This is a genomic window from Coprococcus sp. AF102-57 (assembly GCF_027686195.1).
Classification (GTDB): domain Bacteria; phylum Bacillota; class Clostridia; order Lachnospirales; family Lachnospiraceae; genus Allocoprococcus; species Allocoprococcus comes.
Genome location: NZ_JAQCSY010000001.1, coordinates 121,554 through 143,532, shown reverse-complemented (window position 1 = coordinate 143,532; position 21,979 = coordinate 121,554). Strand labels below are relative to the sequence as shown.

Sequence of the window (21,979 nt, the reverse complement as noted above, 5' to 3'; positions counted from 1 at the left end):
AAAAATGATCATAAAAAGACTATATAGCAGTCAGGAGGTTGTGAAAGGTCTGCATCTGGTATGGGATGTATTTATCAGAGAAAACGCCAATTCCTGTACACAGCAGGGAATCGAGGAATTTGCCCGTTTTATCAAGATGGAGAATTTTATGCCTCTTGTCGAAAGCGGAGAGATGATCGTCTTTGGCGCGGTAGAAGGACAGGATCTTGGCGGTGTCGGAGCCGTGCGGAGGGATGGACATATTTCCCTTCTGTTTGTCCGCCCGGATTTGCGGAGAAAAGGGATTGCGAAGGCTCTTGTTGGTGAAATGTGCAGATACTGTACGATGCAGTTTGCTCTGATGCGTATGACGGTCAATGCATCGGTTGTGAGTACGGAAGCTTATCACCATATGGGATTCCGGGATCTGGCACCGGTTCAGGAAAAGAACGGGATCCGTTTTGTTCCGATGGATTTGATGATATCACCGGCAAATGTAAGATCTTCTTATAATGGAAAGAAACATACGGGACTTTTTATCGGGATCGCAGTTACCGTACTTATTTTTTTGATATTCCTGGGACTGCTTTTCGGAAAAATCATCAGCAATTTTGCGAGTGGTGAAGGAAAACAGGAGGATTCGTCACAGTTTTTTGAATATAACCCGGATGAGGACGGAGAAATTGACGATATCTTTGGCAGTAATGGAAATGAAGAGGATAATAAGGACAGCAGTTCTGAAGAAGCACAGGGAATCGAGGCAATTGAAGACTACGAGGCAGAAAATCTGCCGTATACGATCACGGAGGAAAATTACACTTATTTTTCCAATGGAAATAAAGGCGAATATCCGATGCAGTTTGATGTCAAATATCCGCAGATCACAGGTGTGGAAGGTGAAAATATTGACAAGATCAATGAAATGCTGAAGGACTGTGCGATGAGTACGGTCAATACCTTATATCTGGCTCCGAGTGATTCTATGAAAGAGAAAATGTTGGAGGAATCGAACCCGTTTTTAGGAAGTCTTGTAACGTACAAGGTTTCTTATGCAGGAGAAGATTTTATCAGCGTAGCATTCAATGATATTTATTATGCAGGAAATACTTCTGCACAGTATTGTGACCTCCGTACCCGCAACATCCGTATTTCTGACGCAAAGCAGTTTGAAGTGGCAGATATCGTGGATCTAAGCGATGCATTTATGCACGATTGGATGAAAAAGATGAAGGATGAAGCACCATCGGCAGAGGTGTTAAGCAGTGTGAAATTAAATGATTTCCGACAGATTTTAAATGGGGAAATCCTGGAGAACCGGTACTTTGATGCATTCTTTGTAGATAAGGATGGAATTGAGATCGGAATTACTTACCATTACCCGGGAGATGGAAAAAAATCTTCTGCGGAGAGTGGATGGATCACAGCGCCGTTTACTATGAAAGAAATAATTGAATATAAAACAGACAGTGAGTTCTGGAATCTTGTACAAAGTAACAATTGACGAATGTCGAAAATTGTGCGAAAATAAATACATATGGTGTTAAAACAATCACAAACGCCTTATAAAAGAAAAACAGATGTATTTGAAAGGAGTTTTAACATGATTTATTCACATGAAGTAGAAATGATGTGTCCGGTAGCTCAGGGTGCAAACCACGGACCAGCTCCAATTCCGGAAGAAGCAAAATGGGTAAAGGCTAAAGAAATCAAAGATATTTCCGGTCTTACACATGGTGTCGGCTGGTGTGCTCCGCAGCAGGGTGCATGCAAACTTACTTTGAACGTTAAAGATGGTATTATTCAGGAAGCACTTGTGGAGACTATCGGATGTTCAGGAATGACTCATTCCGCAGCTATGGCTTCAGAAATTCTTCCAGGAAAGACTATTTTGGAAGCACTTAACACAGACCTTGTCTGTGATGCAATTAATACAGCAATGAGAGAACTTTTCTTACAGATCGTATACGGAAGAACTCAGAGTGCATTCTCAGAAGAAGGACTTCCGATCGGTGCAGGACTTGAAGACCTTGGTAAAGGACTTCGTTCACAGGTTGGTACAATGTACGGAACTCTCGCAAAAGGACCACGTTACCTGGAAATGGCAGAAGGTTATGTAACAGGAATCGCTCTTGATGACCATGATGAAATCATCGGATACCAGTTCGTAAGTCTTGGAAAATTCACAGACTTTGTCAAAGCAGGCGATACTCCGAACGAAGCTTGGGAAAAAGCTAAAGGACAGTACGGACGTGTAGCTGATGCCGTTAAGATCATTGATCCGCGTAAAAACTAATTACATACATAAGTAATTAACGGGTTATATAGGCAACAATATTTTCAGGAGGACAATTAAATGGCTTTATTTGAATCATATGAGAGAAGAATTGATAAAATCAATGAAGTTTTAAACAGCTATGGCATTGCTTCACTCGAAGAAGCTGAAAAGATTACAAAGGATGCCGGACTGGATGTATACAACCAGATCAAAGGTATTCAGCCAATCTGTTTTGAAAACGCATGCTGGGCTTACATCACAGGTGCAGCAATCGCAATCAAAAAAGGATGTACAAGAGCAGCAGACGCTGCAGCAGCAATCGGAGAAGGACTTCAGGCTTTCTGTATTCCGGGATCTGTAGCAGATCAGAGAAAAGTAGGTCTGGGACATGGTAACCTTGGAAAGATGCTTCTTGAAGAAACAACAGACTGCTTCTGCTTCCTTGCAGGACATGAATCATTCGCAGCTGCTGAAGGTGCAATCGGTATCGCTGAAAAAGCAAACAAAGTTCGTCAGAAACCTCTTCGTGTTATCCTGAACGGTCTTGGAAAAGATGCTGCAAAGATCATTTCAAGAATTAACGGATTCACATATGTTCAGACAGACTATGACTATTATACAGGAGAACTGAAAGAAGTTCAGAGAATCGCTTACTCTGACGGACTCCGTTCTAAAGTAAACTGCTACGGTGCAAATGATGTACGTGAAGGTGTGGCTATCATGTGGAAAGAAGGCGTTGACGTTTCTATCACAGGTAACTCTACAAACCCGACACGTTTCCAGCATCCGGTTGCAGGTACATACAAGAAAGAATGCGTAGAAGCAGGAAAGAAATACTTCTCAGTTGCTTCAGGTGGTGGTACAGGACGTACACTTCACCCGGACAACATGGCAGCAGGACCGGCTTCTTACGGTATGACAGATACACTCGGACGTATGCACTCTGATGCACAGTTCGCAGGATCTTCATCTGTACCGGCTCACGTAGAAATGATGGGTCTTATCGGTGCAGGTAACAACCCGATGGTCGGAATGACAGTCGCTGTTGCTGTAAGCATTGAGGAAGCTCACAAAGCTGGTAAATTCTAAGAAATTTATTTACAGGGAGAGGCGTAGCGCCTCTCCCTTTGCATATACAAATCAAAGAAGAATCTGCCGATCCGATTATTTTATATCAAATCTTTCTTTTGACACCAAATCCTATTTCTTACATATACTAATATCACATCTGATTGAATCGTTTATATATAAAATCTTCCTTAAAGTTCTAAAAAAGAAAGGCAGGCTATCCAGATAATGGAGCAACTTATGGATTATGTAAAACCGGAACTGCTTATTGTGACCGCAGTTCTATACTTTTTCGGAATTGCACTTAAACAAGCAGAATTTATCAAAGATAAATATATTCCGATCACGCTTGGGACGACAGGCATTATCATCTGCGGGATCTGGGTGACATCTACCGCACATTTCGCAGGAGCACAGGATGTGTTGACCGCAGTTTTCGCATCCGTAACGCAGGGTATTGTTGTTGCAGGACTGAGTACCTACATCCATCAGATCATCAAGCAGGCAGGAAAAGAAGAGTAGGAGTAGAAGTGGTATGGCATTAAATGGAATTGATATCAGCAACTGGCAAAGTGGGATCAATCTTGCGGTTGTCCCGTGTGATTTTGTGGTGATTAAGGCGACAGAAGGAACCGGTTATGTAAATCCGGATTACGAAAGAGCCTACCGTCAGGCGAAAACAGCAGGGAAATGCCTGGGCATTTATCACTATGCATCTGGTGGAAATATACAGGCGGAGGCAGAATATTTTCTGAAGAATGCAGGGAGCCGTGTGGGGGAGGCAATGCTTGTGCTGGACTGGGAAGGGCGGTCCAATCCAGCATTTGGTGTGAATGACCGGGAATGGGTGAAAGTCTGGTGTAATTATATTTCAACAAAGACCAGCGTCAATCCTGTGGTTTATGTGCAGCAAAGTATGATGAGCCGGTTGCAGAATATCGGAAACTATGGACTGTGGGTAGCGCAGTACGCGAGTATGGAGCCAATCGGGTACCAGGAAAATCCATGGAATGAGGGTGCATATGCCTGTGTGATGCGGCAGTACAGTTCTTCGGGAAGATTAAGCGGATGGAATGGCAATCTGGATTTGAATAAATTCTACGGAGACCGGCAGGCGTGGAGCCGGTATGCTGGAAAAGGAAACCAGACAACTCCAGAGAAACCTTCTGAAGAGGAAGAAAACCAGGAAGGAACTACGCTGGATCTGGTTTTTTGGACGATGCGTGGAGAATTTGGAAATGGGGAAGAACGGAAAAGCCGGCTTGGAACCAGATATGGAGAAGTGCAGGGGATGATCGACTATATTTCCGGTGCCAGTACAGAGACACTGGCAAAGGAAGTGCGTGCCGGGAAATATGGCAACGGGGAAGTGCGGAAAACGGTTCTGGGAAAACGGTATGAAGAAGTACAAAGCAGAGTCAATGCCGAAGAAAACAAGTATCATATCGTCAAATCCGGGGATACGCTTTCGAAAATTGCAGCGATATACGGAACATCTTATCAGGAAATCGCAAGGTTGAACAAACTACAAAATCCGAATCTGATTTATGTCGGTCAGAGGCTGCGGATCAAATAACCGGCTAATAGATTTGATATTCAGAATCTGGTCCTTGAATTCAGTAATTTGACAAAAAGAGCTATTGTTTTCAGCTTTTTGGTATGCTATGATGAAAAAAATGAATACATAGGAGGTTTTGGGATATGGATAATAACTTAAATGACCAGACAACTGAGAATAGTGAAGGGGAGGAAAAGAGTACATCTTCTTACACCGATCCCAATGCAGGATATACAGAAGCAGAGCCGCAGGCAAAGAATGACAATAGCGTGCCAAAAGAGGCAGCGGACGATAATTTAAAGCAGGAAGAAAAAAGTCATCCGGCATATACTTACGGTGAAATGCCAAAGTCAGAAAACGGAAGCGGCTACGGACAGTCAGCACCGGGCGGAAGCGCTTGCCATTCCGGAACTTCGGATGGAACTTATGAAAATAATACTTACAACGGAAATTCGTATTATAACGGAACCAATCAGAGCGGAGCTTATACCAATGGGTACTCTGACAACCAGTATCAGAATAGCGGTTATAATACCGGATTTAACGCAAGCGGCTACAATAACAATTACAATAGCCAGAACAATTATCAGATGCCGCCAAAGCAGATGGATCTATCTCCACTTTCTACCGGAGAATGGCTTTTAACGCTGATTGTCGGAATTATTCCATGTGCGGGACTGATTCTGTATATTATCTGGGCGTTTGGTAATAGTGGCAATCTGAACCGGCGTAACTACTGCAGAGCATCCTTGATTCTTCAGGTTATTTTGTATGTACTTGTGGTATTCTTTATTTTGATTGTAGTAGTTGGTGGTGGTATCAGCTATTATGGTTATTAAATAAGTATCTGATGGTGATGGGCTTTTTGGCAAGGCAGCAGTGCTTTGCTGAAAAGCTTTTTCGTTTTTTTAGAAATTCTTTAGAAATCTATTCCGGTTCTCTTTAGCTTTAGGAGATAGACTATAGTCAAGGATGAGAAAAAGAGGAGAAAAGCAGTTATGGAAATGAATCATGTACTGGTCGTTGAAGACGACAAGGAAATCAGAGAAGGTGTGGAAATTTACCTGAAAAGTCAGGGATACGAAGTATTTCAGGCGGCAGATGGAATTGAAGGTCTGGAAGTGATCGAGAAAGAAGAAATCCATCTTGCAATCGTGGATATTATGATGCCGCGGATGGATGGAATCCGTATGACGATGAAGCTTCGGGAAAAATATGATTTTCCGGTGATCATGCTGTCAGCAAAATCGGAGGAAGTGGATAAGATCATGGGGCTGAATATCGGGGCAGATGATTATGTGACGAAGCCATTTACACCGATGGAGCTTCTTGCAAGGGTGAATTCACAGCTTAGAAGATACCGGATGTTTGCAGAGAAGCTGAGAGACCGTGAGGAAAATCAGAATATTCATGTAATCGGCGGTCTGGAGCTGAATGAAGATACGGTGGAGGTATCGGTTGACGGAGAACCGGTGCGCCTGACACCGATTGAGTACAAAATCCTGCTTCTCCTTATGAAGAGTCCTGGAAGAGTTTTTTCGGCAGAGGAAATTTACGAGCGTGTATGGAATGAAAAAGCGATCAATACCGATACGATCATGGTCCATATCCGGAATATCCGTGAAAAAATTGAGAGCTGCCCGAAAGAACCAAAATATTTAAAGGTGGTGTGGGGCGTTGGATACAAAATCGAAAAACAGGCATAAATTTGGGATTGTCCTGATTTTAGGCGTAATCTTACTTGCGACGGTGATCGTGTTAGGAAACTATAATACTTTTTATAAGAATGCAAAAAAGGAGCAGGACAGTCTGACACAGAACTACCGGACGAGTGAGTCCTTTATGAAGACATTTATCCGGGACTGCTATGTATTGTATTCCAAAGAATCCGGAAACGAATATAACGTAAAGTTTCTGGATGATTATTATCCGGAATTTGATGAAAAATTTAACCGGCAGATTGCATATATAAATTACCAGGTGCAGGATGCAAACGGAGAGGTAATCGATGGATACCGGTCGAATAGAGATTCCTGGGAAAAAGTGAAAGATACCGAGCTTGCAGATTATGCTCTTGGGATTAAGATCTCGTTTGACAAAAACGGTGAAATCAAGATTGATCAGGTGATGGGAACGGAAGTAACCAAGCAGGAAGCTGTTCTGAAGATCCTGACCTCAAATCTGCCGGAAAAAATATTTGAATATGAAGATGAAAGTGAGATTGAAAATATTTCGCCAAAAGACAGGACCTATTATTTCATGATGACGGAAGCAAAGCTGAATGCTTATGTTATGCGGGTATATCCGATTACTTCAATGGTGGGAAACGCAGCGGTTTATACAATCTTGACCCTTATATTGTTGGTCGCACTTCTGGCATGGCTGATTCCGATGAAGAAAGATCTGCATACAGGAGATGAAAAAATTTTCCATGTACCATTTGAAATTGCGATAGCGACTGGTATTACTGGAATTAGCCTGATTTTCAGCTATCTTGGAGAACTGATTACGCACGCGAAAGGAAATGTGTGGCCAATCGATTTTCTGGTCTGGTTTGCTTTCTTTGCGGTCATGTACTGGGTATCCGGCTGTGTACGCCAGATCCGGCTTCTTGGAGTAAAGGAATATGTGAAAAAAAGAGTTCTGCTGATCTGGATCTGGAGAAGATTCGGAAACGGAATCCGAGGCGGTATCCACTGGTGCAAGGATAAGATCGAAGCATTTTATCATTCTCTGGATCAGTTTAATTTCAAGGAAAAGAACAATAAGATTATTTTGAAAATCGTGCTGTTCAATTTCGCAATACTGCTGGTGATCTGTTCCTTCTGGTATTACGGAATTGCAGGACTGATCGTATATTCTGTAATCCTGTTCCTGATCCTGCAAAAATATTTTAATGATCTCCGGAAAAAATATGCATTGCTTTTGGAGGCAACTAATAAAATTGCAGACGGAAATCTGGATGTAGAGATTGAAGGTGATCTTGGTGTGTTCAGTCCGTTCCGTAATGAAATCCAGAAGATCCAGACCGGATTTAAGAAAGCGGTAAAGGAAGAAGTAAAAAGCCAGCGTATGAAAACAGAACTGATCACAAACGTATCACATGATCTGAAAACACCGCTGACTGCGATCATAACCTATGTGAATCTGTTGAAAGACGAGAAAGATGAGGAAAAGCGAAAGGATTATATTGATATTCTGGAACGCAAATCTATGCGTCTGAAAGTCCTGATCGAAGACCTCTTTGAGATCAGCAAAGCAAGCAGCCAGAATGTAAAGCTGAATTTGATGAACGTGGATATCGTCAATCTGTTTAAACAGGTAAAATTTGAGCTGGAAGATAAGTTCGAAGAAAAAGGTCTGGAGTTCAGGATCACTTTCCCGGAGGAAAAGGTGATTCTTCGACTGGACAGTCAGAAGACCTACCGGATCTTTGAGAATCTTCTGAATAACATTGTAAAATATGCACTTCCGGGAACAAGAGTTTATGTGGAAATCGAAAAGACGGAGAAAGATGTATTTATCCGCCTGAAAAATATTTCCGCAACCGAGCTCACCTTCAATCCGGAAGAAATTACAGAACGCTTCGTCCGCGGAGATGAGTCCCGCAATACCGAAGGCTCCGGTCTTGGTCTTGCAATCGTAAAAAGCTTCGTAGGTCTCCAGGGTGGAAGCTTCCACATCGAAACCGAGGCAGACCTCTTCAAAGCCGAAATCCGCTGGGCTTTGCCGGGAGAAGAGACAATGAAGCAGGAAGCATAAGAAAAATAAATGGTACCGGATTCAATTTTTTTTACAACTGAATCTGGTACCATTTATTTTTCTGATTTGTCTCATAACCTACATCATTCAACTTTTTTACTTTGGAAATCCGCTGGAGTAATGAATCTCATAATCATCCGTGATAAAGAGTGCCTCTGCCCCCTTGATTTCTTCGATATATTTCAATCCATCATCTAACCCCATCGCAAAGCAGGTTGTACTAAGTGCGTCCGCTTCCGTAGAAGAGTCACAGACAATACTCACCCCAAGCAGATTATTTTTATAAGGATACCCGGTTTTCGGATCTAAGATATGGTGATAAATCTTGTCGTCCACCTTAAAATACCGCTCATAAATCCCGGAAGAAACCACAGATTGATCCTTGATCTTTACACTGGTGATCGCTTCTCCATTCTGTGCAAACGGCTTCTGAATCCCGATATTATAATCCGAGCCATCCGGTTTGCCGCCAAGAGCCAGCACATTTCCGCCCAGATTGATCAGCGCATGGGATACATTCTGCTCTTTCAGATATGCTTTCAGCTGATCCGCAATATATCCCTTTGCAATTCCGCCAAGATCAATAGCCGCTTCCGGATCCAGAAGCTGAACCGTATTTCCATCAACCCTCACATTCTCATATCCGATATGACGTTTCGCTTCCTGAATCGCCGCATCATCCGGAACGGTCCCCGTATTATTCTTAAAATCCCACAAGTCACTAAGTGGAGCGATCGTAATATCAAACTTTCCATCTGCCAGACGGCTGTATTCCACGCCTTTCTGAATCAAATCCACCGTATCACCCGAAAGTGTCACAGGCTCCCCGTTTGCATGGTTCAGCTCATAAATCTCGCTTCCTTCCGAAGTTCGGCTAAACCGCGCATTATAATCCTCGCATTTCGCCACACAAGCATCCAGCACATCCTCTGAATCCTTATCATAAACCGTAATCGTCACCACCGTATCAAACACGGTAACCGTCCGCGACACCGGCTGCGGCGAACTCCCAGAACATCCGCCCAGACAAAAAGTCCCAAACAAACTCAAACAAATACCAATTCCCAAACTTTTTATTTTCATCGCAAACCTCCTCAAACCATAACCTACAGTATTGTTTTTTCATAAACTTCCTAAAAACGACATAATGAAAATTTACGAATCTCAGGTCTGTGCAATCAGCTAATGCACAGCCGTGAGGGAAGCGAAAGTCCTGCACGCCTCTATTTTGTGCAATGGAGATGAAACACAAAAATCGTGGAAGCCATTGCTGAACACGATTTTCGCCCTAAGTGGTTCATCGGAATGGTTTGCACAACTTGAGGCGTGCAGGACTTTCGCTTCCCTCACGGCGTCTCCATTCTCTTCTTCCACAAACCGTCCATTTCGCCAATTACCCCATTATACGTTCCCCCATGAAAAAAATCAATCGAACACTTGATTGCATTAGATAAAATGATGTGTTAGAATAAACAAAGAAAAAGGAGAACCCTATGAGCCATAAAGAAAATAAGCGCCATGAGGAGAAAGCATCCGGTTTCAAAAAGAATGATCTGATTCTTGTCCTCCTTGTATTTGCTGCGGCAAGCATTTTTTTTGCAGGACATCTATTCACGAGCCAGAAAAGCGCAGGCGTTGTAGAAATACAGATTGACGGGAAAGTGGTAGAGACACTGGATCTGCAGAAAGAGCGTGCATTTAAGATCAACGGAGGAACGAACACCGTGCAGATCGAGAACGGAAAAGTGAAAATGGCAGCGGCCAACTGTCCGGATCAGATCTGTGTACACCAGAAAGCAATTTCAAGGAACGGAGAGAGTATTATCTGCCTTCCGAATAAGATTGTTCTGAAAATTGTCGATGGAGAAGAAGCCGAACTGGATGCGGTGACGAATTAAGATATGAAGAAAAATACAGTCAGAATAGCGTGGTTTGGTGTATTTACTGCCCTTGCGCTGATATTTAGTTATGTAGAGACTCTGATCCCGTTTCAGATCGGGATTCCGGGGGTTAAGCTTGGACTGGCGAATCTGATCGTTGTGGTGGCACTGTACAAGATGGGTGGAAAGGATGCCCTGTTGCTTTCGGTGACGCGTATCGTGCTGTCCGGATTTATTTTTGCCAGTCTGTTTAGTATTTTATACAGTCTGGCAGGCGGACTTTTAAGCCTTGCAGTGATGGTGATTTTGAAAAAGCGGGGATCATTCAGTGTTTTTGGAGTCAGCATGGCAGGTGGTGTCTTTCATAATGTCGGTCAGCTGATCGTAGCGATGCTGGTCGTGGAGACATTCAGCGTCGCCTATTATGTGCCGGTGCTTCTGATCGCAGGAGTGATCACCGGATTTATTATCGGAGTTGTGGCAAATGAAATGCTCAAAAGACTTGGCAGCATCGTATTGTCATAGCGTGGGAGGAAGAGATGATTTCATATATAAGAGGGGAGCTTGTAGCTCTCGAAGAAGATAAAGCGATTGTAGATGTAGGCGGCGTGGGCTACGGGATTTTTATGTCCGGACAGGCGATGGGACAGCTTCCGCCGGTTGGGAGTAAAGTGAAGATCCACACCTATCTGAATGTCAAAGAAGATGCTATGCAGCTGTATGGATTTTTAAACCGTGATGCGCTTTCTGTGTTCAAGCTTCTGATCGGTGTCAGTGGGATCGGACCGAAAGGAGGTCTTGGGATTCTGGCGCAGCTTACACCAGACGAACTTCGATTTGCCGTGATGTCGAAGGACATCAAGGCAATTTCAGCAGCACCGGGAATTGGCAAGAAGACGGCGGAGAAGCTGATCGTGGAACTGAAGGATAAGCTGAAGATTGAGGACGTACTGGATCACCAGGTGGAAGCGGCAAATGGAGCCGCTGAAGATACGGTAAATGCACAAGGACTTCAGGCAGATGCGGTACAGGCACTTACGGCGCTTGGCTATGGAAGTACTGAGGCACTGCAGGCAGTACGAAAAGTGGAAATGGATGAGAGCACGACGGTGGAAGATCTGCTGAAGGGTGCACTCAAATATTTGATATAAGAGGATTAGGATGGGAAGAAGAATTATTACCACAGAGAATCTGGAAGAGGATGTAAAAATTGAGAGCCATTTAAGACCTCAGCTTCTGGAAGATTATATTGGACAGGCGAAGGCAAAAGAGACTCTTAAGATTTATATAGAAGCGGCAAAAAGCAGGGGAGAGGCGCTGGATCATGTGCTGTTTTACGGTCCGCCGGGACTTGGAAAGACAACCCTCGCCGGGATCATTGCGAACGAAATGGGCGTAAATATCAAGATCACGTCAGGCCCTGCGATCGAGAAACCTGGGGAAATGGCGGCAATCCTTAATAATCTCCAGGAAGGAGATGTGCTATTTGTAGATGAGATCCACCGACTGAACCGGCAGGTGGAGGAAGTACTTTATCCGGCGATGGAAGATTTTGCAATCGATATTATGATCGGAAAAGGGGCTTCGGCAAGGTCGATCCGTCTGGATCTGCCGCATTTTACACTGGTAGGGGCAACCACCCGTGCCGGAATGCTGACAGCTCCGCTCCGGGATCGTTTCGGGGTTGTGAACCGTCTGGAATTTTATACGGAAAAAGAACTGCAGACCATCATCATCCGTTCAGCAGGCGTGCTGGATGTGGAGATCGATGAAAAGGGAGCCCTTGAGATGGCAAGACGTTCCAGAGGAACGCCAAGGCTTGCCAACCGGCTTTTGAAAAGAGTCCGGGATTTTGCCCAGGTCAAATACGAGGGGGTGATCACCGAAGAGGTGGCAAGGCAGGCACTGGATCTTCTGGATGTGGACCGGCTTGGACTTGATCATGTAGACCGTAATCTTTTGACGACCATGATTGAAAAATTTCAGGGAGGTCCGGTAGGACTGGATACCCTTGCGGCAGCGATCGGGGAAGATGCCGGAACCGTAGAAGATGTCTATGAGCCATATCTTCTGAAGAATGGCTTTTTACAGAGAACACCAAGAGGAAGGGTGGTCACAGATCTTGCGTATACCCATCTTGGATTTGACAAGAACGAAGAATAGAAAGGAAAGAGACGATGCTGAAGATAAAACAATATGTGAAAGCAGAGAGTCTGGAGCAGGCGTATGAACTGAATCAGAAAAAGACGAACCGGATCGTCGGTGGAATGCTTTGGCTGAAAATGAGTACTGCGCAGATCCAGACTGCGATCGATCTGTCCGGACTCGGACTGGATCAGATTGAAGAGACGGAGGATGCATGGAAGATTGGATGTATGGTATCCCTTCGTGATCTGGAGTTACACGAAGGATTAAATGAATTGAGCTGCAACATGATCAGAGAAAGTGTGAGAAGTATTGTCGGTGTACAGTTCCGGAATCTTGCGACGATCGGCGGAAGTATTTTCGGACGGTTTGGATTTTCGGATGTACTGACCTGTTTCCTTGCACTGGATACAGAAGTAGAACTTTATAAAGGTGGGATCATTTCTCTGGAAGAGTTTGCAAAGATGGAGAGAGATAATGATATCCTTGTCCGTGTGATCGTAAAGAAAACACCAGGAAAGGGAAGCTATCAGTCACACCGTAATACCAAGACGGATTTTCCGGTACTGGCGGTTGCTGCTGACCGTTATGGAGATGAACTGAAGGTGGCAGTTGGGGCAAGACCGATGAAAGCAGTCTGTATTCACGTTCCGGCAGAACAGCTGGATGCGTACACAGATCTGAAAAAATTTGCAAAAGAGCTTGCAGCCCAGGTGCCGATGGGAAGCAATATGCGTGGAAGTGCAGCGTATCGTACCCATCTTGCAGAGGTTCTGATCCGCAGAGCATTAGAGAGAATCACAAACGGAGGTGAAAAGAATGCAGATTAGTCTGACACTGAATGGAAAAAAGATTACAGAAGAGGTCGCAGCTGATCTGCTTCTGATCGATTTCGTGAGAAATCATGGATGTTACAGCGTAAAGCGCGGCTGTGAGACTTCCAACTGTGGACTTTGTACCGTATTTTTAGATGAGAAGCCGGTACTTTCCTGTTCCGTGCTTGCTGCAAGAGCAGACGGGCACAAGGTAGATACGCTGGAAGGACTGCAGGAGGAAGCAGAAGAATTTGGCTCTTTTATCGCAGGACAGGGGGCGGAGCAGTGCGGATTCTGTAATCCGGGTATGATCATGAATGCAATCGCACTTTTCCGCGAGAATCCGGATCCAAGTGATGACGAGATCCGGGAATACCTTGCGGGGAATCTCTGCCGCTGTTCAGGCTACGAGGGACAGCTCAGAGGAATCCATGATTTTCTGGACTACAAAAGAAAAGGAGGAGCCAGATGAAAGCAGTAGGAGTACCATTTGTAAAAAAAGATGCGAAAGCACTGGTGACTGGAAAGCCGGTATATACAAATGATCTGGCACCAAAGGATTGTCTGATCGTTAAGCTTCTAAGAAGTCCGCATGCCAATGCGATGATCCAGGAGATCAAGACAGATGTGGCAATGCGTGTGCCGGGAATCGAAGCAATCTATACCTGGAAGGATGTACCGCAGCAGCGTTTTACAATTGCAGGACAGACCTGGCCGGAGCCTAGTCCGTATGACCGGTTGATCCTGGACCAGCATGTTCGCTTTGCAGGAGATCCGGTAGCGATCATTGCCGGAGAAAATGAAGCCTGCGTAGAACGTGCAATGAAGATGATCAAGGTCAAATACGAGGTCCTTCCGGCAGTATTAGATCCTGAGGAAGCGCTGGATGGTCCAATTCTGGTGCATCCGGAGGACAGCTGGAAGGCATTGTGCCCGGTAGGAGCAGATAACAAGCGGAATCTTTGTGCACAGGCAGAAGATGGACATGGGGATGTAGAGAAAGTTCTTGCAGAATGCGATGTTGTCGTAGAACATACATATCATGTCAAAGCGGCACAGCAGGCAATGATGGAACCATTTCAGACGGTCTGCTTTATGGATATGTATGGAAGACTGAATGTGATGAGTTCTACGCAGATCGTTTACCATGTGCGCCGTATTGTTTCCAATGCACTTGGCATACCAAAATCCAAGATCCGTGCGTTTAAACCGAGGATCGGTGGTGGATTTGGGGCAAAACAGACGGCGGTAAGTGAGGTTTATCCGGCGTTTGTAACCTGGAAAACCGGAAAGCCATCGAAAATTGTATTTACAAGAGAAGAATCCCAGATTGCATCCTCACCGCGTCATGATATGGCGGTGACGGTTCGCATGGGAGCAGATAAAGAGGGAAATATCCGGGCAATTGATCTGTATACACTTTCTAACACAGGAGCATACGGGGAACATGGACCGACAACGGTCGGACTTTCCGGACATAAGGCGATTCCGCTTTATGGTTCATTAGATGCATACCGGTTTCGTTACGATGTGGTCTATACCAACCGGATGGCAGCAGGAGCTTATCGTGGATATGGAGCGACGCAGGGAATCTTTGCGGTTGAGACATCTGTTAACGAACTGGCAGAAAAACTTGGCATGGATCCGATGGAGATCCGTATGAAGAATATGGTCAAAGAAGGACAGTTCATGCCGGCATATTATGGGGAGACAGCGAATAGCTGTGCACTTGATAAATGCCTTGCGAGAGTAAAAGAAATGTCCGGATGGGATGAAAAGTATCCAAGAAAAGTTATGCCGGATGGCAAAATCCGCAGCGTCGGAGTAGCACTTGCCATGCAGGGATCCTGCATTTCCAATGTAGATGTCGGATCTGCAACGATAAAACTGGGCGAGGATGGTGTCTACAATATGTCAATCGCGGCAGCGGACATGGGAACCGGGTGTGATACGATTCTTGCACAGATGGCAGCAGAATGTCTGGACTGTGATCTGGATGATATTGCAGTATCCGGAGCAGATACCGATACTTCACCGTATGATTCAGGCTCTTATGCATCAAGTACGACTTATGTGACCGGTATGGCGGTGACAAGAGCCGGTGAGGAACTGAAAAAGCGGATCGTCAGACAGGCAGCGAAGATGCTGAAATGTGAAGTGGATGAGGTTGATTTCGATGGGCACATTGCAAGAAGCGATAAGACCGGAGAAGAGGTGACACTTGCGGCAATCGGAGCAGGGGCAATGTGCGGAAGTGATATTGCGCTTCAGGTAACAGAAAGCCACAGTTCGCCGGTATCTCCGCCGCCTTATATGGCAGGCGCTGTTGAAATCGAATTGGATCCGGAGACAGGACATGTCGAGATTCTGGATTACTATGCAGTGGTTGACTGCGGAACTGTTATTAACCCGAATCTTGCGAGGGTACAGGCGGAAGGCGGAATCGTGCAAGGAATCGGCATGACTCTTTATGAGAATATTCAGTACACGGAAAAAGGACAGCTTCTGAACAATTCATTTATGCAGTACAAGATTCCGACCCGAATGGATATGGGAAATCTGCATGTGGAATTTGAGAGCAGCTATGAGCCGACCGGACCGTTTGGTGCAAAATCGATTGGCGAAATCGTCATCAATACACCGGCTCCGGCATTGACGCATGCAATCGCAAATGCAACAGGTCTGTGGTTCCGTGAACTTCCGATTACAAGTGAACAGATAGCAATGGGAATTATGGAAAATGAAAATTAAACTGATTTATCTGGCGGCTGGAAACAGCCGCCGTTTTAACAGTCAAAGGATGCAAAATACAGAACCGCCACAATCAGAAACAGAGAACAAACTGCTTTATCTGTTGGATGAAAAGCCGATGTTCCGCTATTTATTCGACCGTCTGGTAAAAGTCTGTCAAAGGCATCCGGAATGGGAAATGATTGTGGTAACACAGTATCCGGAGATTGAGCATCAGGTAAAAGCACTTCAGGAAAACGAGCAACAAGGTGAACGTTTCCCGGTAAAAACAGTGATTTCAAAAGACAGCTATAAAGGAGCAGCCTATTCGGTAAAAGCAGGGATCCGTGCGGCAGGAGATGCTGATGCCTATGCATTTTTTGTGGCGGATCAGCCTTATTTTACAGAAGAAAGCGTGGAAGGATTCCTGGAAAAGATGGAGCGGGAGGCAAAAGTTGTACCGGGATGTGTGACCTGGAATGGACAGGAAGGCAATCCGGTCTGGTTTCCGGCAAAGTACGGGAAAGAACTTCTGGAACTGGAAGGAGATGCCGGAGGAAGAAAGGTGTTCCGCAGATACCGGGAAAAAGCAGTATTTTACGAGGTGAGCCTGGAAAAAGAGTTGGAAGATATTGATTATATGCCGGAAATAGAAAAAATGCGGATAACAGAAGGAGGCACAGAGAAAACTTTCCATGTATATGTCATCGAAAATGGAAAGCTTCAAAGGAAAGAGTCTCTGCTTATGGCACTTGGACTTACGGAGCAGATGGTACCGAGAATTGCTGCCGTGGGTGCGGGAGGTAAGACTTCTCTTTTGAAACAGCTGCTTGCTGAATACCAAGAGAAGGGTGCCCTCCCGGTTTTGGTGACCACAACCCATATGAAAAAAGAGACTGCCCCTTATTTTGTAATGGAGGATTCTATCGAAAAAATTCTGGAAGTGCATAAAAGAGAAGGCATGGTGATCGCCGGTCTGGATGCAGGAGGAGGCAGGATCAAAAGCCTTTCTGTACCGGTAATGGAAAAGATCTGGGAGCTTCCTGCGCCGGTTCTTGTGGAAGCGGATGGTGCACGGATGCTTCCGGCGAAAGTGCCGGGGGAGAAAGAACCGGTTATTCCAAAGCAGATCCAGATAGTCCTTTCTGTATATGGACTCGATGCCATCGGGCAAAGGATAAAAGACTGCTGTTTCCGGCCTGAGCTTGTGGCACAGGTACTTGGAAAAACAGTGGAAGAGGTTCTGACGGAGGAGGATCTGGCAGGGCTGGCTGTTTCGGCAAAAGGTGGGAAAAAGAATGTCCTGCCGGAAATGGATTTCTATATTGTACTAAACAAAGCAGATGACGAAAAACGTCTGAAAATGGCAGAGAGAATCGCCTTAAGAGTAGAACGGGATTCTGGTGAAAAAGTACGGATTACATCGTTTCGTTAATATTTTGGAAAAATAAAGCAATTGTGTGTTGAAAAATGGAACATTGCCGAATTGTCATTGAAAACTATTCGTGCTATCATAGATACGATAGCTTTGACAACGAAAGTTGTAAGTGGGTAGAGAAGGAGGCAAAAAAGTGAGTACGAAGAATAGTAATACTTCACAGGAACTATTTAACCTTAACGGAAAACCATCCTTTGGTCAGGCACTTCCGCTGGCATTCCAGCATGTAGTGGCGATGATCATTGGCTGTGTTGCACCGGCGATCATTCTTGCCGGTGTGTCCGGACTTTCAGAATCAGACACGGTTGTCCTGATTCAGGCATCTCTTGCAATGTCAGCGATTTCGACATTCATCCAGCTTTTTCCGTTTATCAAATTTAAGTCTTATCAGATAGGAGCCGGGCTTCCGGTTATTATGGGAATCAGCTTTGCGTATGTGCCGATCATGCAGTCAATTGCACAGGATGCAGATGTTGGAACAATACTTGGTGCACAGATCGTGGGCGGTATTGTTGCGATTATTGTAGGAATATTTATCAAACAGATCCGTCATCTTTTCCCGCCGCTGGTTACGGGAACGGTTGTATTTGCAATCGGACTTTCGCTGTATCCGACCGCAGTCAATTATATGGCAGGTGGAACAGGAAGTGCGGATTATGGTTCATGGCAGAACTGGCTTGTTGCGATCATCACACTGGTAGTCGTAACAGGACTGAATCATTTTGGAAAGGGCTTTTTAAAGCTTTCTTCCGTTCTGATCGGAATCATAGTTGGATATGTAGTTGCACTTGGCTTTGGAATGGTGGATTTTTCTTCCGTATTAACGGCAAAATGGGTACAGTTCCCACAGCCGATGCATTTCGGAATTAAATTCGAGCCATCCTCATGTGTTGCGATTGCGGTATTGTTTGCAATCAGCTCTATTCAGGCAATCGGAGACTTTTCAGCAACGACGACCGGAGGAATGGACCGTATGCCGACGGATGAGGAATTAAGCGGTGGTATCATTGGTTATGGAGTCAGCAATATTGTCTGCGCATTTTTCAGCGGACTCCCGACAGCAACCTACAGTCAGAATGTCGGAATCGTAAGTTCTACGAAAGTAGTAGCAAAGAGAGTATTTGGAATTGCAGCGATGATCATGCTGGTTGCAGGAATCATGCCAAAGATCGCATACATTCTTCTAACTATTCCGTCATGTGTGCTTGGAGGCGCAACAATCTCTGTATTTGCAATGATTTCCATGACGGGTATCAAACTGATCAATAATTCAAAGATGAATTATAGAAATACATCCATCGTAGGACTTGCCATTGCACTTGGAATGGGTGTGACACAGGCAAATGCAGCACTTGCGCAGCTCCCTGCATGGGTAACAACCATTTTCGGTAAATCACCGGTTGCACTGTCTACTCTGGTTGCAGTGTTCCTGAATCTGGTTTTACCAAAGGAGAAAGAAAAGTAAATGAAGATCCTGATAAGAGGAGCCGGGGATCTTGCCACAGGAATTGCGGCAGAGCTGTGGGAAAGAGGACATCAGATCCTGATGACGGATGTTGCCATCCCACTCACCGTCAGACGTGAGGTGGCATTTTCAAGAGCGGTGTACGAAGAACATGCAGTGGTAGAAGGAATAGAAGCAGTTCTTGCCGACAATTTTGAAGAAGCAGAAACAATTATGGCAACACGGAAAATTGCTGTCATGGTGGATGAAAAAGCAGAAGTGCGGAAAGAATATCTGCCGGATGTACTGGTTGACGGGATCATGGCAAAAAAGAATCTTGGGACCCGGATCAGTGACGCTCCTCTTGTTATCGGTATCGGACCGGGCTTTACGGCAGCCGGAGACTGCCATTTTGTGATTGAAACGCAAAGAGGTGAGCATCTGGGCGAAGTGATCTGTGAGGGAAGTGCAATCCCCAACACCGGAATTCCGGGAAATATTGGCGGCTATACGGTGGAACGCCTTTTAAAGGCATCCGCAGACGGAATCATGCATCCGGTCGCGAGAATTGGTGATGTGGTGAAAAAAGGGCAGATTGTTGCAAGGTGCGGAGATGAACCTGTCTATGCGAGGCTCCACGGGATTGTCCGTGGGATGCTCCAGGAAGGTGTACCGGTCAAAAAAGGATTGAAGATCGGAGATGTGGATGCAAGGATAGAGGAAAAACTTTGTTATACGATTTCGGATAAAGCACGAAAGATCGGAAACGGAGTTGCGGAAGCAATCGATCTTGTCTATAAAACAAAATAAAAAGTTGTCTGGACAACTTATTTATCCATCCTTTTTATGGTAAAATATAAAAAGGTTTGGGCAGAATACCTGCCGCAGTGACGGCAGGTATTTTTATGCCATAATCCATATAAAGTGAGGAACAAAAAATGAAACTGGTAAGAACAGAAGATGCAGTGGGGCAGGTGCTGTGCCATGACATTACACAGATTATTCCGGGAGTTGTAAAGGATGCTGTTTTCCGGAAGGGACATATTGTTACCGAAGAAGACATTCCGGTACTTTTATCTGTGGGAAAAGAGAATCTTTATATCTGGGAAAAACAGGAAGGTATGCTTCATGAAAATGAGGCGGCTGAGATCTTGCGTCAGATCTGTCAGGGTGAGCATATGCATCCTTCCGAAGTGAAGGAAGGAAAAATCGAACTGATCGCCGACTGTGAAGGGGTATTGAAGATCAATACCGAAAAGCTGAATGCGGTGAACAGTCTTGGTGAGATGATGATCGCATCCAGACATGGAAATTTTCCGGTGAAAGCCGGAGATAAGATTGCAGGAACAAGGATCATTCCGCTTGTGATCGAAGAAGAAAAGATGCAGAAGGCCTGTGAAGTGGCAGGAAAAGAACCGATTTTCCGGATTCTTCCGTACCAGAAGAAAAAAGCGGGAATCGTAACGACGGGAAGCGAAGTGTATTATCACCGGATCGAGGATAAATTTACTCCGGTTGTAATCGAAAAACTGAAAGAATGTGGCGTTACAGAGGTGAAGCAGATCCAGTGCAACGATGATCATGAGATGATCACAGAAGCAATCCAGACTCTGATCGAGGATGGTTCTGACCTGATCGTCTGTACCGGTGGAATGAGTGTAGATCCGGATGACAGGACTCCGCTTGCGATCAAAAATGCCTGTACGGAAGTGGTGACTTATGGGGCACCGGTTCTTCCGGGAGCCATGTTTATGCTTGCTTATTGTGAAAAAGAAGGCAGACAGATTCCGGTCATGGGTCTTCCGGGATGCGTGATGTATGCAAAACGGACGATTTTTGATCTGGTTCTTCCGAGAATTATGTGTGATGAAAAGCTGCATGAAAAAGATTTCCAGCTTCTTGGACAGGGAGGACTTTGTCTGTCCTGTCCGGTGTGTACGTTTCCAAACTGTGGATTTGGAAAAGGAAAATATTAAAATTATGAGAAAGAATAACTTATTTAAGAAAACAGTGGCAGCAGGTCTGGTTCTGCTGATGGCAGCATCACTTGCTGCATGTGGTGGTAAAAAGACCGACACAAAAACAGAAGACAAAAAGACAGAAACAAAGGCTGACAAAGAAGAGGATGTAGATCTTCAGGTATTTATCGCAGCCAGCCTGAATACGGCAATGACAGATATTGCAGAGCGTTATGAAAAAGAGCATCCGAATGTGAAGATCGTCTACAATGCAGACAGCTCAGGAACTCTGCTGACACAGATCGAAGAAGGATATGAGTGTGACTTGTTCTTCTCCGCAGCACAGAAACAGATGGATCAGCTTGAGGCTGACGGACTGGTAGTAGAAGGAACACGCCATAATGTAGTGAACAATCAGGTAGTTGTTATCACATTAAAGGACAGTGATACAGCAGTAACCGGGCTTGAAAACATAAATGAGGCAAAGAGCATTGCACTTGCAGGCGGAAGTGTACCAGTTGGAAAATACACCCGTCAGGCGTTGATGAATCTCGGAATTCTGGACAAAGTAGACGATGCGTCTACCATCACAACAGAACAGGTTTCTGAAGCTCTTGGTGGAGCAGAAATCAGTGAGCAGGCAAATGTAAGCAAGGTGCTGATTGCCGTTACAGAGGGTGCATGCGAAGTTGGAACAACTTATTATTCTGATACATACGGATATGAGGATCAGATCAAGATCCTTCAGACAGTAAGCTATGATCTGACAGGTAACGTGATTTATCCGATCTGCCGTGTAGAAAATAAAGAGGCAGATGATGCAAAGAAAAAAGCAGCCGATGATTTCCTTGCATATGTAACATCCGATGACGCAAAGAAGATCTTTGACAGCTACTATTTCGATACAAACGTAGAGTAAAAGAGGAA

General features: G+C 44.9%; 21 protein-coding genes. 20 read left to right on the top strand and 1 reads right to left on the bottom strand.

What is annotated here, in order from left to right; translation table 11 throughout:
- Positions 1-4 precede the first annotated feature (4 nt).
- From PGZ10_RS00695 to PGZ10_RS00660, 8 genes are all read left to right on the top strand, one after another.
- Positions 5-1,480, top strand: coding sequence for a GNAT family N-acetyltransferase (locus PGZ10_RS00695; protein ID WP_270540470.1), 1,476 nt, complete (start codon positions 5-7; stop codon positions 1,478-1,480).
- Between the two features lie 99 nt (positions 1,481-1,579).
- A complete protein-coding gene (locus tag PGZ10_RS00690) occupies positions 1,580-2,272 on the top strand; it encodes an iron-sulfur cluster assembly scaffold protein (RefSeq protein WP_022220480.1) in 693 nt (230 codons plus the stop codon).
- A 60-nt stretch (positions 2,273-2,332) separates the two neighbouring features.
- Positions 2,333-3,343 (top strand): GGGtGRT protein, encoded by a 1,011-nt coding sequence (locus tag PGZ10_RS00685; RefSeq protein ID WP_008375150.1) that lies wholly within the window; start codon positions 2,333-2,335, stop codon positions 3,341-3,343.
- Positions 3,344-3,550: 207 nt separating this feature from the next.
- Entirely contained in the window at positions 3,551-3,844 is a 294-nt protein-coding gene (locus tag PGZ10_RS00680) for a phage holin family protein (protein ID WP_270540469.1), read from the top strand.
- A 13-nt stretch (positions 3,845-3,857) separates the two neighbouring features.
- Positions 3,858-4,898 (top strand): GH25 family lysozyme, encoded by a 1,041-nt coding sequence (locus PGZ10_RS00675; protein WP_270540467.1) that lies wholly within the window; start codon positions 3,858-3,860, stop codon positions 4,896-4,898.
- Between the two features lie 125 nt (positions 4,899-5,023).
- Entirely contained in the window at positions 5,024-5,719 is a 696-nt protein-coding gene (locus PGZ10_RS00670; RefSeq protein WP_270540465.1) for a hypothetical protein, read from the top strand.
- A gap of 159 nt (positions 5,720-5,878) precedes the next feature.
- Entirely contained in the window at positions 5,879-6,586 is a 708-nt protein-coding gene (locus PGZ10_RS00665; protein WP_055155580.1) for a response regulator transcription factor, read from the top strand.
- Positions 6,558-8,642 (top strand): sensor histidine kinase, encoded by a 2,085-nt coding sequence (locus PGZ10_RS00660; RefSeq protein WP_270540463.1) that lies wholly within the window; start codon positions 6,558-6,560, stop codon positions 8,640-8,642. The genes PGZ10_RS00665 and PGZ10_RS00660 overlap by 29 nt, the downstream gene beginning before the upstream one ends.
- 96 nt (positions 8,643-8,738) lie before the next feature.
- On the opposite strand, the gene PGZ10_RS00655 is transcribed toward PGZ10_RS00660, so the two are convergent.
- A complete protein-coding gene (locus PGZ10_RS00655; RefSeq protein WP_270540462.1) occupies positions 8,739-9,725 on the bottom strand; it encodes an FAD:protein FMN transferase in 987 nt (328 codons plus the stop codon).
- Between the two features lie 410 nt (positions 9,726-10,135).
- On the opposite strand from PGZ10_RS00655, the gene PGZ10_RS00650 reads away from it, so the two are divergent.
- From PGZ10_RS00650 to modA, 12 genes are all read left to right on the top strand, one after another.
- On the top strand, positions 10,136-10,540 hold the full coding sequence (locus tag PGZ10_RS00650) for a NusG domain II-containing protein (RefSeq protein ID WP_270540460.1): 405 nt from the start codon (positions 10,136-10,138) through the stop codon (positions 10,538-10,540).
- Between the two features lie 3 nt (positions 10,541-10,543).
- Positions 10,544-11,047: a Gx transporter family protein gene (locus PGZ10_RS00645; protein WP_055155576.1), complete on the top strand. Its 504-nt coding sequence runs from the start codon at positions 10,544-10,546 to the stop codon at positions 11,045-11,047.
- Positions 11,048-11,061: 14 nt separating this feature from the next.
- On the top strand, positions 11,062-11,673 hold the full coding sequence (ruvA, locus tag PGZ10_RS00640; RefSeq protein WP_055155575.1) for a Holliday junction branch migration protein RuvA: 612 nt from the start codon (positions 11,062-11,064) through the stop codon (positions 11,671-11,673).
- Positions 11,674-11,683: 10 nt separating this feature from the next.
- Positions 11,684-12,685, top strand: a complete 1,002-nt coding sequence (gene ruvB, locus PGZ10_RS00635; RefSeq protein ID WP_117556028.1) for a Holliday junction branch migration DNA helicase RuvB — start codon at positions 11,684-11,686, stop codon at positions 12,683-12,685.
- A gap of 14 nt (positions 12,686-12,699) precedes the next feature.
- On the top strand, positions 12,700-13,497 hold the full coding sequence (locus PGZ10_RS00630; RefSeq protein WP_118198343.1) for an FAD binding domain-containing protein: 798 nt from the start codon (positions 12,700-12,702) through the stop codon (positions 13,495-13,497).
- On the top strand, positions 13,487-13,954 hold the full coding sequence (locus tag PGZ10_RS00625; protein ID WP_270540458.1) for a (2Fe-2S)-binding protein: 468 nt from the start codon (positions 13,487-13,489) through the stop codon (positions 13,952-13,954). Before PGZ10_RS00630 ends, PGZ10_RS00625 begins: the two co-directional genes overlap by 11 nt.
- Positions 13,951-16,233, top strand: a complete 2,283-nt coding sequence (locus tag PGZ10_RS00620) for a xanthine dehydrogenase family protein molybdopterin-binding subunit (protein ID WP_270540457.1) — start codon at positions 13,951-13,953, stop codon at positions 16,231-16,233. The genes PGZ10_RS00625 and PGZ10_RS00620 overlap by 4 nt, the downstream gene beginning before the upstream one ends.
- Positions 16,223-17,647 (top strand): selenium cofactor biosynthesis protein YqeC, encoded by a 1,425-nt coding sequence (gene yqeC / locus PGZ10_RS00615; protein WP_270540455.1) that lies wholly within the window; start codon positions 16,223-16,225, stop codon positions 17,645-17,647. Before PGZ10_RS00620 ends, yqeC begins: the two co-directional genes overlap by 11 nt.
- 136 nt (positions 17,648-17,783) lie before the next feature.
- Positions 17,784-19,115, top strand: a complete 1,332-nt coding sequence (locus tag PGZ10_RS00610; protein ID WP_270540453.1) for a uracil-xanthine permease family protein — start codon at positions 17,784-17,786, stop codon at positions 19,113-19,115.
- Positions 19,116-19,904, top strand: coding sequence for a selenium-dependent molybdenum cofactor biosynthesis protein YqeB (yqeB, locus tag PGZ10_RS00605; RefSeq protein WP_330674201.1), 789 nt, complete (start codon positions 19,116-19,118; stop codon positions 19,902-19,904).
- Between the two features lie 128 nt (positions 19,905-20,032).
- On the top strand, positions 20,033-21,070 hold the full coding sequence (locus PGZ10_RS00600) for a molybdopterin-binding protein (RefSeq protein WP_270540452.1): 1,038 nt from the start codon (positions 20,033-20,035) through the stop codon (positions 21,068-21,070).
- Positions 21,071-21,074: 4 nt separating this feature from the next.
- Entirely contained in the window at positions 21,075-21,971 is an 897-nt protein-coding gene (modA, locus tag PGZ10_RS00595; protein ID WP_330674200.1) for a molybdate ABC transporter substrate-binding protein, read from the top strand.
- Positions 21,972-21,979: the final 8 nt, after the last annotated feature.